Origin of the sequence: Dactylosporangium sp. NPDC050588 (genome assembly GCF_040654975.1) — a bacterium.
GTDB lineage: Bacteria > Actinomycetota > Actinomycetes > Mycobacteriales > Micromonosporaceae > Dactylosporangium > Dactylosporangium maewongense.
Genome location: NZ_JBFAJA010000109.1, coordinates 1 through 14,295, shown reverse-complemented (window position 1 = coordinate 14,295; position 14,295 = coordinate 1). Strand labels below are relative to the sequence as shown.

Below are 14,295 nucleotides of genomic sequence, written 5' to 3'. Positions count from 1 at the left end.
CGGTCACCGGCCGGTCCCACGGACGCAAAAAATGTCGCACCCGGTGACTAACGTGCCGGGGGTCAAGATGACGCAGGGACATTCGGACCCCGATGAGGCAGGGATCGCATGACGTGGCTGACCGCCGGCGGTGGCTATGAGGTCACCCTCGATGGCGGGCGCATAGCGTGCCGCAATGCCAAGGGCAAGCTGCTCAAATCCGTTCCGCCGGCGCTGAAGGACGACGCCGTGGTGTTCGGGCTCAAGCAGCTGCAGGAGTGGCTCGGCCGGCACGAGGCGCAGGTGCGCGAGCAGGTCGACCGGTGGATGGTCCGGTCACTGCCTGTGCCCGCCGAGGTGCTGGCGCGGGTCTGGGCCGACGAGGTGTGGCGGGCCGCGCTGACCGACCTCGTCGTCGCCGTCCTCGACGACGACGGTGCCTTCGACCCCGACGAGGTCGGCTTCCTGCGCGACGCGTCCGGCGGCGCGTCAGGTGGCGACGGCACGATCGGCATCGTCAACCTCGACGGTGAGACGGTGCGCCTGCCCGCGACGCGGGTCGCGATCCCCCACCCGGTGACCCTCGCCGACCTCGACGACCTGCGCGAGTTCGCCGCCGACCTGGGCGTGAAGCAGTCGGTCGACCAGCTGTTCCGCCAGACGTGGCAGCGCGGCGCCGACGTCGAGCCGACCGCGACCCGGATCTCCGACTATGCCGGCGGGAAGTTCGCCGAGCTGCGGCACCTGACGGCGCGGTCCTCCTCGCTGGGCTATCCGGTGAAGGGCGGCTCCGCGATCTGCCGCGTGTTCGAGGGCGGGCGCACGGTGGAGGCGCGCAGCTGGGTCGGCTCCGACGACCCCTACTACGAGACCGAGACCGGCGACCTGGTGTTCGTCCGGGAGGACGGCACGTCGGTGCCGCTCGGTGAGGTCGGGCCGGTCGCCTGGTCCGAGGGCATGCGCATGGCCGCGGCGCTGTATGCGGGCCGGGTCGTCGAGGAGACCAAGGAAGAGGAGCAGGCATGACCGACGAGGCTCTGCTGGACGCCGGCGCGGTGCTGCCCTCCGCGGCGGGCGCGGCGCAGGACACGATCGACACGCTCACCACCCGCGCCTACCGGCACCCCGTCCTCGGCGACCGGACCGTGGTCCGGCTGGTCCCGGGCACGCTCGGCGCGGCCGAGGACCTGACCATGGAGTTCCTCGGGTTCGCCGCGCCCGAGTCCGTCGCCGAGGTCGGCGTCGTGCGCCAGCAGGCGCTCGGGTTCCCCGCGTGGGCACTCGTCAACGACCCCGCCAACGGGCACCACGCCCTGGCCCTCGTGAAGGACATCGAGCGGCTCGTGCGGATCGCGAAGTCGCGGATCGGCCCGGCCCGCGACGGGTTCGTCGAGCTCGGCGACCGTCTCGCCCGCTCGGTGCCGCACTTCCTGCCGACGTTCTACGAGGAGGCCGCGCGGGCGTTCCTCGCCGCCGACAGCCCCACCTATGCGGCGTCGATGTTCGGCAAGGCCCGCGACGCCGAGCGGGCGTTCGCGCTGAAGATCGACGAGGACCGGCAGCACACGGTCTTCCTGGAGTTCGCGCTCGCCGGCGCGCTGACCGCGAAGGCCCTGTCGGCCTATGCCCGCGACCTCGCGGCGCGCGCCGACGCGGCGACGGCGTATGAGCGCTTCCGCCGCCTGTGCGTGGAGCGGACCCTCGGCGGCATGCCGCCCTACGCGTCGATGCACACCGACCTGCGGCGCCTCGCGAAGGCGGCGAAGCTCGGCCAGGACGAGGAGGAGGCGCTGCTGCGGATCCTGCTCACCGCCACGTCGATCGTCCGCGCGCCCGGCGGCTTCTGGACGGCGTACCGCGCGACGCTCGTCTCCATCGCCCGGCAGGACCCGGCGATCCGCGGCCAGCTGCTGACGATGTTCCCCGGCAACTGCCCCGACGAGACCTGGCTGGAGATCCTCGACGAGTCCGGCGCGACCGAGGCGCTCACCGGCCCCGCCGGCAGCACGCCGGCCGAGGCCGAGCCCGCCGACGGTCCGGCCGGCTGGCTGACCCGGCTCGACCGGCACCGCTCTGGCTGGCGCCGCAAGCGGCTGGCGGCGCAGGCCGCTCTCGTGACCCGGATGGCGGAGCGGCTCAAGGCCGACGGCGCCCCGGTCGACCTGCTCTCCTCGCACTATGTCGACCTCGACGTCGCCGACCTGTGCCTGGAGCTCGGGGTGCCGCTCGGCGAGGTCACCGCCAACGCCCGCTGCGCCGTCGAGCAGTGGCTCAAGGACGACTCCGCGGGCCGCCGCGACCTCACCCACGTCGTCGCGCACCCCGACCTGCTGCCGAAGGTCGCGGCCAGCATCGAGGACCACCTGCGCCCGAGCTGGCGCAGCAGCGCCACGCAGCCCGAGGAGGTCGCGGCGGTCGTGGCCGTGCCGGGGCTGCGCACCGCGCTGCACTGGTGGATGGACGGGCTCGCCGACAGCGTCGTCGAGCAGGGCCTGCCCGGCATCGACGACCAGCTCAAGCGGCTCTCGCTGGTCGCCTGCCCGGAAGGTCTCGCGGTCAACCCGGAGGCGGTGCGCCGCATCACCGAGCACGACCTCGGCCCCGTCCTCGCCGCCACGCTGCGCGCCGGGGTCTTCGACGAGTACGGCTGGCCCGCCCTGGAGGCCGCCGTCGAGTCGCTGATCGGCGACAGCGCGATCGAGTCCGACGACGACACGTATGACGCGAAGGTGCGCCTGCTGCGCCAGTGGCCGCAGCTGGTGGTCCGCGCCGGCGACCAGGTCGCCGTCGTCGGCCCCGACGGCGTCGAGCTGGAGCACACGCTGCGCATCCCCGCCGACCAGCGGCACTACGAGTGGAGCACGGTCCTGCGCTTCGTCGACGGCCAGCTGCTGGTCAGCTGGGACAAGGGCGAGGAGCGCGCCGGCTACTGGAGCGGCACCGCCGACGACGTGTTCACCACGCCCGACGAGGCGTTCAACGCCAACACGTATCTGTCGCTCGCCCTGCCCGGCGGCGGCCGCACCGCCGGTGGGCGGCCGTTGCGCGTCGGCGACCGGTCCGCGCAGGAGCGGTCGGGGATCTGCGGCGACGGCCAGCACTACTGGACGCTCGCCCAGGTCGCCGACGAGAGCTGGCGCTGGCACGAGTTCGACCCGGCCACCGGCGCCGTCGGCCGGCCGTCGCTGCCGGCGTTCTTCGAGGCCGACGCCGTCGACGGCCAGTCCCTCCAGCACGGCCGGTCCCGGCTGATGCCGGCGCCGCCGCAGGCCGCGTCCAGCCCGCTCGGGCAGCGCGACGGCCTCGTCGGCTGGCGCGTGCGCACCACCGGGTCCGGCACGGAGGTCGGCACGGGCGTCGACGGCCGCACGTTCACGCTGCCCGAGAAGTTCGAGCGGGGCAACCGGCGGCACGGCCGGCAGGTCGGCGCGATCCGGTTCCCGGGCTCCGACACCGTCTACGGCATGGTGTACCAGGAGTCGTGGCGGGACAACAGGATCGTGCTCTGCGCCCAGGACGGCGCGGAGATCGCCACCCTGAAGACCAACCTGAAGCAGGACCCGTTCCGGGAGGGCACCCGCCTGATGCCCCCGCCGACCTACTGGCACTACCTGCGGGTCCGCGACGAGGCCGGCTCGGCGGCGCTGCGGGCCGTCACCGACGAGCAGGCGGCGCGGCTCCTCGCCGCCGTCGTCGACCTCGTCGGCCCCGACGCGAAGGTCGACGCCGACGCGGCGCGCAAGCTCGTCGGCGAGGCCTTCCCCGAGGTGGCCGCGGCGCAGCTCGTCGCCGGGATCGCCGGGATCGTCAAGCAGGCGGCCCGCTCCACGGCACGGCTCGTCGAGCTGACGACCGCGACCGCGGCGATCGCCGGCCAGCCGGTGCAGGACGACCCCGACGCCCACCTGCCCGACGACCGCACGCTCAACGCGGCGCTGCACGGCCTGATCCCCAGCTGCTACGACTACAGCCACGTCGCGGCCAACCTGTACAGCAACGTCGGCGCAGTGCTCGTCGGCCGGGAGCCGCAGCGGCCGATCGCGCCGATCGCGCAGCAGGCCGACCTCGACTGGTTCTACGTCGTCGGGGCGCTGCCCACCGTCCTGTACCGCGCCGTGGCGCCGCTGATCTCCGCCGAGCGCCACACCCACGTGCTCGGCCTGCTCGACGTGATCGCCGAGTCGGGGCTGCTCGCACCCGGCGGGCGGCTGCGACGGCTCTGGCTGAAGGCCGACGACCGCGCGGCGATGCCGAAGGTCGGCGACGTCATCGACTCCGGCGACCGGCGGCTGGTCGTGCTGCGCACCGACACCTCCGACGGCGAGGTCCAGGCGGTCGAGTACTCCCCCGGCGGACGGTTCGGCGCGATCGCCGGCCACGCCATCACCGCCGAGCACGTGCTCGACCCGGGCGGGTGGGACACCGAGCGGCTCACCGCGTTCGTCGCGACGGCCCGGGAGCGCGGCCGGCTGCCGTGGCGTCCCGAGCTCGTCCCGGCGGTGTCCGCGGCGGCCGGCATCACCCTCGCCGACGCGGCGGTCCTGCTCGCCGACCCGATCTCGGCCAAGTACTGGCAGGAGGACCAGCCGGCCGAGTGGGAGATCGACCCGGCCCTGACCGACGACGCGATGGAGGGTGCCGTCAGCGACCGCGACGCCCTCTCCCGCGCCGAGCGCCGCACGCTCGCCATGGCGATGCTGCCCTCCGACCCGTCCCTGCTGTGGACCGTTGGGCCGTCGGTCGAGTCGATCGGCGCGTGGCACGTGGCGCGGCACGGCACCCGGACCCCGCTCGACGACGCGCTCATCGTCGAGGTGCGCAAGGCCCGGATCACCTCCGGCGTGCGCGCGTCGGCGTTCGTGCACGGGCTCGCCAACCCCGAGACGTGCCGCTGGCTGCAGGGCACCGCCGACGAGGTCAGCCTCGACGACCTGCTCAAGGCCGTCACCCGCAGCATCCCGTGGCTGGTGCGGCGGCTCCCCGCCGGACACGCCCTGCGCGTCAACCTGCCCCGGGTGCTCGACCTCGTCAAGCAACGCCTCGCCGACCCGGCCCTGGAGGTGCCGCTCGGCACCGTCTACGAGGACGACCTGACCGAGTTCATCGCGAAGATCGGGCTGCCGGTCACCACCGACGGCACGGTCCGCGACGCCGGCCTCTACACGATCGTCCAGGACCGGCACTGGCCGCGGATCCTGCTGCGGCCGGCCCGGCTCGCCGGCCCCGACGACCCGCGGCTCGCGGCGCTGCTCGCCGAGCTCGGCAGCTCGCCGCGCTTCATCGTCGCGATGCGCGCGATCCTCAAGGGGCAGCTCGACGCGTGGGCCACGGCGGCGGCGTCGACCGGCACCGAAGGCGCCGAGGCGGACCACGACCCGTCCCGCTCCGCGCCCGACCTGGTCGCCGAGGTCGCCGCGAAGCACGGGCTCGGCGCCGACGCCGCCACGCTCTACCTGCAGCTGCTCGCCCTGCCCGACCCGACCGACCGCAACGTCGCGGCCTGGACGGGCTGGAAGCCGGCCCGCCTGAAGAAGGCCCGCGCCGAGCTCGCCGCGACCGACCTGGTCGTGGAGGCCAAGCGGGCGCGGGCCGGGCGGTCGCTGTTCCTGCCGGGCGGCTGGGTCGCGCTGTCGAGCCCGCACCTGCCGTTCGAGCTGTGGAAGCTGCCGCTGTTCATCCGCGACGGCGACGACGTCACCGGCCTGGGTGCGATCATCCCAGTCGCCCCGGCGCCGGACCTGTTCACCGTCGCCTGGTCCAGGGTCACCGGCGGCGACCACCCCCGCTTCGAAGAACTCACCACGAGAGGGCGTCGATGAGCACCACGTTGGAGACCGGGGCCCCCGCGGGGCTCGGTGCAGGTCCCGTCCGGCAGGTCGACCCGGCCGAGCACGCGCACGCGGGCGAGCTGGCGTTCCTGGCGGCACACGACGACGGCGCCCGGCCGCCCGGCTGGCGGCTGACGCCGCGGGCCGTGGTCACGTTCATCGTCGGCAGCGAGGGCAAGGAGCTCACGCTGCCCAAGGGCGCCCGCGGCGACGGGCTGCCCGCGAAGCTGGCGATCGCCCGGAAGTTCGTCGGTGACCGGGCGCTCGTCGAGCGCTGCGTCGTCACCCTCGCCGGCGAGCGCGGGCTGCTGCTCGTCGGCGAGCCCGGCACGGCCAAGTCGATGCTGTCGGAGCTGCTGTCCGCGGCGGTCTGCGGCACCAGCGAGCTGGTCGTGCAAGGCACCGCGGGCACCACCGAGGACCAGCTCCGCTACGGGTGGAATTACGCGCTGCTCCTCGCCGGCGGCCCCACCCCCGAGGCGCTCGTGCCGTCGCCGATCCTCACCGCGATGCGGGCCGGCGCCGTCGCCCGCGTCGAGGAGATCACCCGCTGCCTGCCCGAGGTCCAGGACGCGATGGTGTCGATCCTGTCGGACCGGCGGATCGCGGTGCCCGAGCTGTCCGGCACCGCCGGAGCCACCATCCACGCCGCGCCCGGCTTCACCCTCATCGCGACCGCGAACCTCCGCGACCGCGGCGTGTCGGAGATGTCCGCCGCGCTCAAGCGCCGCTTCAACTTCGAGACGGTCGGCCCGATCCCCGACCTGGCCGCGGAGACCGCGCTCGTCGGCCGCCAGGCGAGGGCCGCCCTCGACCGGGTGCGCACGCCGTTCGCCGTCGACGAGGCGGTCCTCGAGGCGCTGGTCACCGCGTTCCGCGACCTGCGGGCCGGGCGGTCGGTGGAGGGCTGGGAGGTCGAGCGCCCCTCCACCGTCATGAGCACCGCCGAGGCGGTCGCCGTCGCCACCTCCCTGGGCCTCGCCGCCGCCTACTTCCCGGGCGACCGCGACGTCCTGTCCCTGCTCCCCGCCCACCTGCAGGGCGTCGTGTGCAAGGACGACCCGGCCGACGGCGCGAAGCTCCTCGGGTACTGGGACGGCGCCGTCCGCCGCCGCGCCGAGGAGGGGTCCCGGCTGTGGACCCAGCTCTGGGAGCTCCGCGATGTCCTCCAGTCCTGACCGTCTTCCCGACGACGCCGTCCTCCCGGGCAGCGGCGCGCTTCCAGACGGCGGCGCGCTTCCGGACAGCGGCGTGCTTCCGGGCGAGGGCGTCGCGGCCGGGCTTCCGGAGCACGGGCTTCCGGAGCACGGGGTTTCGGAGCACGGGGTTTCGGAGCACGGGGTTTCGGACGGGGCGCCGGACGGGGCGTTGCGGGCGCTCGCCGAGTCGACGGCGCCGTACCTCATCGGGGTGCGGCACCACTCGCCGGCGCTGTCCGCCGTGATGGACGACCTCCTGGACGCGGCCCGGCCGGAGGTGCTGCTGCTGGAGCTGCCGGCGGAGTTCGCGGACTGGCTGCCGTGGCTGGCCGACCCGGCCACCACGGCGCCGGTCGCCCTGGCCGGGGTCGCGGGCCCGAGCGGGTCGGCGGCGTTCTATCCGTTCGCGGACTTCTCTCCAGAGCTGGTCGCGGTGCGCTGGGCGGCCCGCAACGGCGTCGAGGTCATCCCCTGCGACCTGCCCCTCGCCGACCGCGCCTGGCACGAGGATCTCCCGGGCAACGACCCTGCCCCCGCGGTCCCCGGTCTGGACGCTCCCGCCTCGGAAGGCCCACCTCCGCCCAAGTCCGCCCCACCTGCGACAGCTCCAAACGGGACGGCTCCAGGCGGGGCGACCCTCGACGGGGCCGCTCCGGACGGGACCGCTCCGGACGGGACCGCTCCGGACGGGACTGCTCCGGACGGGACCGCTCCGGACGGAGCGACCGCGGATGGGGCGACCATCGATGGGGTGGCTCCGAGCGGGGCGGCCGCGGGTGGACGGCCGGTGGTCGCCGCTGTCGCGCCCGAAGGAATGCGGCTGCTGGGGGATGCCCTTCGGCGGGCCGCGACGGGGCGACCTGACGAGGACATGTGGGACCGGGTCGTCGAGGCCCGGTCCCCCGGCGCGGCACCCGAGGCGGTGCGGCGGGCCGCGCTGCTCGTCGGGTGGGCGATGCGGCACGACACCGGCAGCGACGTCACGGCACTCGACCTGCGGCGGGAAGCGTGGATGCGCCGGCACCTCGTGGCGCTCGAAGGACGTCGGGTCGCCGCGGTGGTCGGGTCGTTCCACGCGTGGGCGCTGCTCGACGTCGACAAGTCCGTCGACGACCCGGGCCACACCCGGGCCCTCGACGGCTCGGTCCCGTCCCGGACCGCCCACATCGACGGTTCGGACACGCCTCGGGCCATCCCTGCCGAAGGCTCGGACACGCCTCGGGCCACCCCCGCCGAAGGCTCGGACACGCCTCGGGCCGTCCCCGATGCCACTCCGCGGAGCGCTTCCGTGGAGGCGCCCGGTGTCGATGCGGTTCCTCGCGCGCGGCGGGTGGGCAAGGGACGTGAGGTCGTCACGTCGCTGGTGCCGTACGCGTTCTCGTTGCTGGACGCCAGATCTGGCTATCCGGCCGGGATCCGGGACCCTCGGTGGCAGCAGGCGGTCGTCGCGGCGGGCGGGCGGCCCGAGGACGTGGAGCGGGCGGCGTTGAGCGCGATCGTCGAGGTCTGCGCCAGGGTACGGGCGGCGGGGCACCCGAGCGGGCCGGCGGAGGCGCGGGAGGCGTTCCGGCTCGCGACGGACCTCGCACGGCTGCGGGCGCTGCCGGCGCCGGGCCGGGGCGAGATCGTCGAGGCGCTGCAGAGCGTCATCGCGCACGGGGAGGTGCTCGGGCGGGGACGGGTCGTCGCGACGGCGATGGAGCAGGTGCTCGTCGGCGACGAGCGGGGTGTGCTCGCGCCCGGGACGCCGAGGTCGGGGCTGCGGCCGGCGGTGGAGGCGCTCGTCAAGGAACTGCGGCTGCCTGTCGCGGGTGAGAAGGCGCGGGACATGCGGCTCGACTCGCTGCGGTCCGACCTCGACCGGCGGCGGGAGGTGACGCTGCGGCAGCTCGAGGTGTGCCGGGTGCCGTACGGGGAACGGGTCGCCGTCGAAGGGGCCGGCGGCGCCGACGCGCTGACGACCCGGTGGACGGTGCAGTGGGTGCCCGGGACCGAGGCGATGCTGGAGCTCGCCGGCATGCGGGGCGTCACCCTCGCGCAGGCGGCCGAGGGCACGCTGCGGCACCGGCGCCGCACCGAGCAGGACGACAACGGGCCCACGTCGGCGCAGCTGATCGACGGGCTGGCGGTCGCGGCCGGGTGCGGGCTGGTCGCGCTCGCGCGGGAGCGGGTGGCGGAGGTCGCGGCGGAGGTCCCGGCCGCGGCGAGCCTGGACGAGCTGATGGCGGCGCTCGCGCTCGTCGACCGGCTCGACCGTGGGCACGTCCCGGGCATGCCCGCCGGCGTGATCGACGGGCTCGGGCAGGTGATCGAGTCGCTGGAGTCCGCCGCGGTACGCCAGGTCGACGGCCTCGCCGGCTCGGAGTCCGTCGACGACGTGCGGGCGCTCGTGGCCCTGGCCCAGCGGGCCGACGCGGCCGGGGTCGGGCTGCGGCTCGCCGGCGCGGTCGAGCGCCTCGTCGCTGACGGCAGCCCGGTCATGTCGGCGGCGGCGGGTGCGGTACAGGTGATGCTCGGCCTCGAGGAGCCCTCGGCGCTGGGGGTCCGGCTGGCCTCGTGGGTCGACGCCGCTCGTGCCGACGAAGGACGCCGCAAGCTGCTCGGGCATCTCCGCGGGCTGCTCACCGCGGCCGAGCCGCTGCTGCAGGCGGGCGAGGAGATCCTCGGCGGGCTGCTCGACCGGGTGGAGACCCTGCCCGACGACGACTTCCTGTCCCGGCTGCCGGCGTTGCGCGGCGGCTTCCAGGCGGTCAGCCCCGCTGGGCGGGACCGGCTCCTGGCCGTCGTCGAGCAGCGCCTCGGCGACGCCGGGACGGCCCGCGACATCGGCGACGCGTCGGCCGAGGACCTGCTGGTACGGCTGCTCGCCGACCGGGCCGGGGCGGCGGCGCTCGCCGCGTACGGGCTGGCGGTCCCCACCGCGGCACCGGCCTCGGAGCCCGCGAAGTCCGGCAGCACCAAACCGGCGCAGGACACCGAGCCTGCGAAGACCGGCGGCGCCGGAACGGGCCGGTCCACGGAGCCCGGCGGCCTCGAAACCGGGCAGCCCGAGGAGACCGGCGGCGCCGGAACGGGCCGGTCCGCGGAGACCGGCGGCCTCGAAACCGGGCAGCCTGAAGAGACCGGCGGCGTCGGTACGGGCCAGGGCACGGAGCCCGCGGACTCGGGCGGCGTCGAGACGGGGCCAGCCGCGGAGAACCACGATCCGGCGGAGCGCAGTGCGCGCACGTTGTCCACAGTGGACAGGTGGCGGTTGTTGCTGGGGCGGCGGTCGGAGGCGCTCGGGGCCGGGGCGGCGCGGTACGCCACCGCGCTCGACGAGCTCTACGGTGCCGGCACCGGCGAAGGGGCGCGGGCCGATGCCGCCGGGCGGGCGGGGCGGGAAGCGCCGTTCCCCGGTGTGCGGGAGTGGGCGGAGGAGCTGACGGCGTTGTTCGGGCCGGGCATCCGTGAGGAGGTCCTCGCCCGTGCCGCGGAGTCCGGGCGGCGGGAGGCGGCGCTGCTGCTCGACCCCGACGCGGTGACGCCGTCAGTGGAGCTGCTGCAGACCGTGCTGTCGCTGGTCGGCGCGATGCCCGAGTCGTCGGTGGCGCGGCTGCGGCCGCTGGTCGCCCGGATCGTCGAGGAGCTGACGCGCCAGCTGGCGACGCGGCTGCGGCCGGCGCTGGCGGGGATCACGACGCCGCGGCCGACCCGCCGGCCGGGCGGGCCGCTCGACCTGCCGCGGACCCTGCGGGCCAACCTGGCCACGACCCGCCGGGACGAGGACGGCCGGGTGCAGGTCATCCCGGAGCGGCCGGTGTTCCGCACCAAGGCGCGTCGCGGCGTCGACTGGCGGCTCGTCCTCGTCGTCGACGTGTCCGGGTCGATGGAGGCGTCGGTCATCTGGTCGGCGCTGACCGGGGCCATCCTCGCCGGGGTGCCGGCGTTGACGACGCACTTCGTGGCGTTCTCGACCGAGGTCGTCGACCTCACGGACCGGGTCACCGACCCGTTGGGACTGCTGCTCGAGGTCCAGGTCGGCGGCGGCACCCACATCGCGGCCGGGCTGCGGCACGCGCGGTCCCTGGTGACCGTGCCGTCGCGCACGCTGGTCGTGGTCGTCAGCGACTTCGAGGAGGGGTACCCGCTCGGCGGGCTGCTCGCGGAGACGCGTTCGCTGGTCGAGTCGGGGGCGACCGTGCTGGGTTGCGCGAGCCTCGACGACGCAGGCCGGCCCCGGTACTCGGTGTCGGTGGCGTCGCAGCTGGTCGCGTGCGGCATGCCGGTCGCCGCGTTGAGCCCCCTGGAGCTGGCCCGCTGGGTCGGGGAGAAGGTGCGCGCATGACCACGGCGAGCGGCGGACTGCCGCCGGTGGCGGAGGCGGTGCTGGTGGCGGCGGTCGACGCGCTGCCGGCCAGGCTGCGCAAGAAGGTCGACGAGGCGGTGACCCGCTTCGCGGCGCTGCCGGTGACCGAGGCGGACGGGACGTTCGTCGTCGCCGTCGACGACTCGACCGCCGTCACCCTGGTCACCGACGGCGGGGTCGTCCGGTCGGCGGAAGGGGCGACGTGCAGCTGCCTGCTCGCCCCCAACTGCCTGCACCGGGCGGCCGTGCTGGCGCTGGCTCCCGCCCACGTGGAAGGAGATCCGGCCCCGGCCGGCGTAGCGGCGCCCGACGCCGACGCGGAGCAGCCCGTCGCGGAGCAGCCCGTCGCGGAGCAGCCCGTCGCGGAGCAGGCCGCCGGGGACCAGCCCGTCGCGGAGCGAGCGGTCGCGGAGCAGGCCGACCCGGAACAGCCCGTCGCGGCGCAGACGGGCGCGGGCCAGACAGGCGCGGGCCAGACAGGCGCAGGCCAGACGGGCGCAGGCCAGACAGGCGTCGTGCCGGAGGTGGAGGAGCCTGGCGAGGCGTTGACCGTGCAGCAGCGGGCGGCGGTCGAGCACCTGTGGCGGGCCGCCGTCGACGTGCTCGCCGCCGGGCTCACCGGGTCGGGGACGGTCGCGCGGACGGCGTTGCTGCGGGCGGCGCACGAGGGGCAGGCGTGCAAGGTGTACCGGCCGGCGGCCGCCGCGCGGGTCGTCGCCACGATGCTCCAGGCGGCACGGACCGGCGACCCCGACTTCCGGCTCGGCGACCTGACGGCCGCGCTGCAGGAGCTGATCGGGGTCCTGCAACGCCTGCGGTCGGAGGGCGCACCGTCGGGAGGGCTGCTCGGGGCGGCGCGGCGCGCGTACGACCTGCAGGGCAGCCTCAGGTTGCACGGGCTGTGCACGACGGCGGTGCTCGCCGACTCGGGGTATGCGGGGGTCGTGACGTACGTCGTGGACCGCGACGGCGGGCTCTGGATGATCGCCGACCTGATGCCCGGCGACGCCAGACGGGCCGCCAAGGCGGGCAACGCGACCGTCGCGCTCGGGGAGACCGCGCTGAGCCACCGGGCGCTGACCCGGGCGGGGCTCGTGGTGTCGGGGGCGACGGCGTCGGCGACCAGGCAGCTGGGTGCGGGCAGGTCGGTGCGGGCGGTGACGGCGACCGGGTGCGGCTGGCACGAGGAGCCCCTCGCGGGGCTGTGGGCGGTGCCGCTCGCCGAGCAGGTGCACCGCGCGTTCGCGGCGCTCGGCCAGCCGGTGACGGACCGCCGGGCCGGCGACGACCTGGTGTTCCTGACGGTCCGCATCGAGGGCACCGACGGCGACGCCGTGCACGCCACGACCACGGGCGGCACAGCGGCCTCCGACGGCGCAGCGGCCTCCGACGGCACGGCGTTGACGCTGCGGGTCGCGGACGACTCGCCGGCGCTCGGGTACCGCGACAACCTACGGCTGCTCGGACGCGCCGCCGGCCTCGAGCTGCTCGTGGTGGCGCGGCCCGACCCGTCGCGGCCTGGGACGGTGCTGCCGCTCGCGGTCGCCCCGGTCGACGGCACCGGCTGGAACCTGCCCGCGGGCCAGGGCGGCCACGTGGATCTGGCGTTCGACCGGCTCCACAGCAGTCACCTTCCCCGGTCGTGCCCGCTGCTTCCGGAGGCGGGCGCCGGTCGTACACCTGCCGCGAACACCAACAGTGATCCCGTGCTTCGGCTGTTGGCCGCGCAGGTGGAGCGGACGGTGTCGGGCGGGCGGACCGTGCACACGTTCGCGGCGGGGCGGGGACCGTCCGACGCGACGAGGCTGCGGCGGGCCAGGTTCGACGCCGGGGCGGCGCTGCTCGACCGGTTGACGGAGGCGGCGTGCACCCGGCCCCGGGACGCGTTCGGCCGGCTGTCGGGCGACGACGGCAGCGCGTTCGCCCAGGCGTGGCTGGCGACGGCGGTCTACACCGACGCCGCGACCCGCGCCGTCGCCGAGGCGACCTGGTTACCGGCCGGCAGCGGGTAAGGGCTCAGCGCACGACATCGGTCACGGCGGCGATCCACGCGAGCGCGTCCTGTTCGGCAGCGAACGAACGACGCGTCGCGTAGACCGTCGCCGTGTCGCCGACCGTGACCACGAAGGTGACCGCCCAGGTCTCCTGGTCGCGGCGGAGCATGCGGGCCTTCGTGTCGAGGTGCACGGGCGCGACCAGGGTCGCGTGGTCGAGGTTGAGATACGTGGCCTGCGACGTCGCCATCTCCACGACCGGGACGAGCCTCATCACCGCACTGTAGGCGATGCAACCTTCCCGCAGGCCCGGCCGTGTTCACTGGCATGAGCAGCGACGCCCGGCAGACGTACGACGACTTCTACCGCGGGACCTCGCTGCCCGCGCCGTGTCCCGACACGCGGCACCCCAGCGAGGCGAAGCTGATCGGCCGCAGCAGCGGGCTGCAGGTGTTCACGTTGTACGTCCCGCCGCCGCCCACGACCACCCGGGCCGGCGTGACGGAGTCGGCCTAACGCCCCGGCGGGGCGAGCGAGTACCTCGCCGAGGTCCGGGCGATGCTGGCCCGCTGCCCGTCGGTCGAGCGGGCCGGCCCAGGCTCCGCGCCGTTGACGCTGCGGTACCGGCTGGTCTCGACCGGCGAGCTCGGCGGCGACGAGTCGGTGCTGCTGAGCCGCACGTACCAGACGGACCTCGGCGAGCAGACGTTCCTCATCGCGCTGGTCCGGCGCGGCGACACGGTCCTGGCGGTCATGGACTACGGCTGGCAGGGCGCCCCGGCGTCGCGGTCCGACCTCGACCGTTTCCTGAGCGAGCGCAAATAGCAGGGGGGTGCCGCCGGACCGGCGGGCCCCCCCGGGGTACAACAGGCGGGTGGGGATTTAGAGAACAGGGAGGTCGATATAATACCCCCCCCCCCCCCCCAGTTGGGGGTTTTATTAGAGAA

Annotated in this window: 8 protein-coding genes; 7 read left to right on the top strand and 1 reads right to left on the bottom strand. The window is 75.3% G+C overall.

Features of this window, described 5'->3' with window-relative positions:
* Positions 1-108 precede the first annotated feature (108 nt).
* Genes AB0I21_RS49455 through AB0I21_RS49435 form a run of 5 tightly spaced genes read left to right on the top strand, consistent with a single transcriptional unit; the run spans position 109 to position 13,366 of the window.
* Positions 109-1,005 carry a DUF4132 domain-containing protein gene (locus AB0I21_RS49455; protein WP_360571773.1) on the top strand — a complete coding sequence of 299 codons (897 nt, stop codon included), beginning with the start codon at positions 109-111 and terminating at the stop codon, positions 1,003-1,005.
* Entirely contained in the window at positions 1,002-5,798 is a 4,797-nt protein-coding gene (locus AB0I21_RS49450; protein WP_360571771.1) for a hypothetical protein, read from the top strand. The genes AB0I21_RS49455 and AB0I21_RS49450 overlap by 4 nt, the downstream gene beginning before the upstream one ends.
* Complete coding sequence (locus AB0I21_RS49445; protein ID WP_360571769.1) at positions 5,795-6,985, top strand: AAA family ATPase; 1,191 nt, start codon at positions 5,795-5,797, stop codon at positions 6,983-6,985. The genes AB0I21_RS49450 and AB0I21_RS49445 overlap by 4 nt, the downstream gene beginning before the upstream one ends.
* On the top strand, positions 6,969-11,333 hold the full coding sequence (locus tag AB0I21_RS49440) for a DUF5682 family protein (protein WP_360571768.1): 4,365 nt from the start codon (positions 6,969-6,971) through the stop codon (positions 11,331-11,333). Before AB0I21_RS49445 ends, AB0I21_RS49440 begins: the two co-directional genes overlap by 17 nt.
* Positions 11,330-13,366, top strand: coding sequence for a hypothetical protein (locus AB0I21_RS49435; RefSeq protein ID WP_360571766.1), 2,037 nt, complete (start codon positions 11,330-11,332; stop codon positions 13,364-13,366). The genes AB0I21_RS49440 and AB0I21_RS49435 overlap by 4 nt, the downstream gene beginning before the upstream one ends.
* 4 nt (positions 13,367-13,370) lie before the next feature.
* Here the strand turns inward: AB0I21_RS49435 and AB0I21_RS49430 are convergent, their stop codons facing one another.
* Positions 13,371-13,622 (bottom strand): hypothetical protein, encoded by a 252-nt coding sequence (locus tag AB0I21_RS49430; protein ID WP_344504607.1) that lies wholly within the window; start codon positions 13,620-13,622, stop codon positions 13,371-13,373.
* A 53-nt stretch (positions 13,623-13,675) separates the two neighbouring features.
* On the opposite strand from AB0I21_RS49430, the gene AB0I21_RS49425 reads away from it, so the two are divergent.
* Both AB0I21_RS49425 and AB0I21_RS49420 read left to right on the top strand, forming a co-directional pair.
* Complete coding sequence (locus tag AB0I21_RS49425; protein ID WP_360571764.1) at positions 13,676-13,864, top strand: hypothetical protein; 189 nt, start codon at positions 13,676-13,678, stop codon at positions 13,862-13,864.
* A gap of 42 nt (positions 13,865-13,906) precedes the next feature.
* Entirely contained in the window at positions 13,907-14,173 is a 267-nt protein-coding gene (locus AB0I21_RS49420; RefSeq protein WP_360571762.1) for a hypothetical protein, read from the top strand.
* Positions 14,174-14,295 lie beyond the last annotated feature (122 nt).

Bases quoted from the DNA above. Each gene is read 5' to 3' on its own strand.
- AB0I21_RS49430 (WP_344504607.1), bottom strand. From the start codon at position 13,622: ATGAGGCTCGTCCCGGTCGTGGAGATGGCGACGTCGCAGGCCACGTAT.
- AB0I21_RS49440 (WP_360571768.1), top strand. From the start codon at position 6,969: ATGTCCTCCAGTCCTGACCGTCTTCCCGACGACGCCGTCCTCCCGGGC.
- AB0I21_RS49445 (WP_360571769.1), top strand. From the start codon at position 5,795: ATGAGCACCACGTTGGAGACCGGGGCCCCCGCGGGGCTCGGTGCAGGT.
- AB0I21_RS49455 (WP_360571773.1), top strand. From the start codon at position 109: ATGACGTGGCTGACCGCCGGCGGTGGCTATGAGGTCACCCTCGATGGC.
- AB0I21_RS49420 (WP_360571762.1), top strand. From the start codon at position 13,907: ATGCTGGCCCGCTGCCCGTCGGTCGAGCGGGCCGGCCCAGGCTCCGCG.
- AB0I21_RS49435 (WP_360571766.1), top strand. From the start codon at position 11,330: ATGACCACGGCGAGCGGCGGACTGCCGCCGGTGGCGGAGGCGGTGCTG.
- AB0I21_RS49450 (WP_360571771.1), top strand. From the start codon at position 1,002: ATGACCGACGAGGCTCTGCTGGACGCCGGCGCGGTGCTGCCCTCCGCG.
- AB0I21_RS49425 (WP_360571764.1), top strand. From the start codon at position 13,676: ATGAGCAGCGACGCCCGGCAGACGTACGACGACTTCTACCGCGGGACC.